The organism is Candidatus Symbiopectobacterium sp. NZEC135 (assembly GCF_025962695.1).
In genome coordinates this window covers 1-1,240 of the sequence record NZ_JAGFPF010000547.1, presented here as the reverse complement: position 1 = coordinate 1,240, position 1,240 = coordinate 1, and the positions used below count along the sequence as shown (strand labels likewise).

At 53.5% G+C, this 1,240-nt stretch carries 2 protein-coding genes; one reads left to right on the top strand and one right to left on the bottom strand.

The window, feature by feature from the left end:
- The coding region (locus J5224_RS28660; protein ID WP_319802501.1) for a PTS transporter subunit IIC at window positions 1-661 on the top strand (661 nt) is incomplete at its 5' end.
- A 71-nt stretch (window positions 662-732) separates the two neighbouring features.
- Here the strand turns inward: J5224_RS28660 and narI are convergent.
- Window positions 733-1,240, bottom strand: a 508-nt coding sequence (gene narI, locus J5224_RS28655) for a respiratory nitrate reductase subunit gamma (RefSeq protein ID WP_264628490.1), incomplete at its 5' end; no start/stop codon positions are given.

Here is a 1,240-nt window from a genome sequence, read left to right as displayed (position 1 = left end):
GGAAATCAGCAACCGTTTCGACTTCTTGCGCGAGCCCAATGTGGCCACGTTGTTGACCATGCTGATTTTGTTGGTCATTTCCTGCATTTTTGCCACTCAACCGCAAATCAAAGACGCCATGGTGATGGTGTATGGCAGCGGCGCGGCGGATAAAAACGTATTGATTTTCATTTTGGAACAATCCGCGACCTTCGCCTGCGGCCTCTATTTGGCAAAAGCAGGCGTAGGGCTGTTCACGGCTGAAATCGTTCCGGCATTTAAAGGATTTGCCAAAGTCTTCGCGCCCGGCGCGGTGCCGGCAGTTGACGTTATGGTGCTGTTTGACAAAGCGCCGAACGCGACGCTGATCGGCTTTTTGGTGAGTTTCCTGGTTGAGCTGATTTGTATTCTGATTTTCCCGTTTATTGGTCTGCCTATCATTGTGCCCGGCATTATGGCGAGCTTTATCACCGGCGGCGCAGCAGCCATTTTCGGCAACGCAACCGGCGGCTTCAGAGGTGCCATCATCGCCAGCTTTATCAATGGGTTGTTGCTGTGCGTATTGCCAGCCCTTACGCTGCCGTTGTTTGCCGATCTGGGTGCCAAAGGTGTGACCTTTGCTGACCCGGATTTCACGATACCCTCTCTGATCCTGAATTTTGTGCTGGGGCTGTTTAAATAAGCACAAAAAAATCCCGCCAACCTTTATGGGTTACTTCAAAAGAATGGCGGGATTTTCTGTATCGCTATCGCTTAGCGGCGGTTACGCACCAACTGATAACGACGCGTGAGATATTCCACCGGCGCGCTCCAGATGTGCACCAGGCGGCAGAACGGGAACAGCACAAACAGCGTCAACCCCAGCACGATATGCAGTTTGAACACCCAGGCGACCCCTTCCAGATGCGCTGACGCCCCACCGTGGAAGGTCACAATCGACTGCGCCCAGCCGACCAGCTTCATCATTTCGCTGCCGTCCATGTGCTGCGCAGAAAACGGGATGGTCAACAGGCCCAACCCGGCCTGAATCACCAACAGCGACAGGATAAGAATATCGCCAACGCTCGATGTGGCGCGAATACGCGGATTCGTCAGTCGGCGCTTGAGCAGCAAAATACCGCCCACAAACGTCAGTACACCGGCCGATCCGCCACCAATCATCGCCATTTTTTGCTTCACTTCAATCGGCAAAAAGGCTTCGTACATCCAGTGCGGTGTCAGCATCCCCAAAAAGTGACCGGCAAAAATCCCCAGGATACCC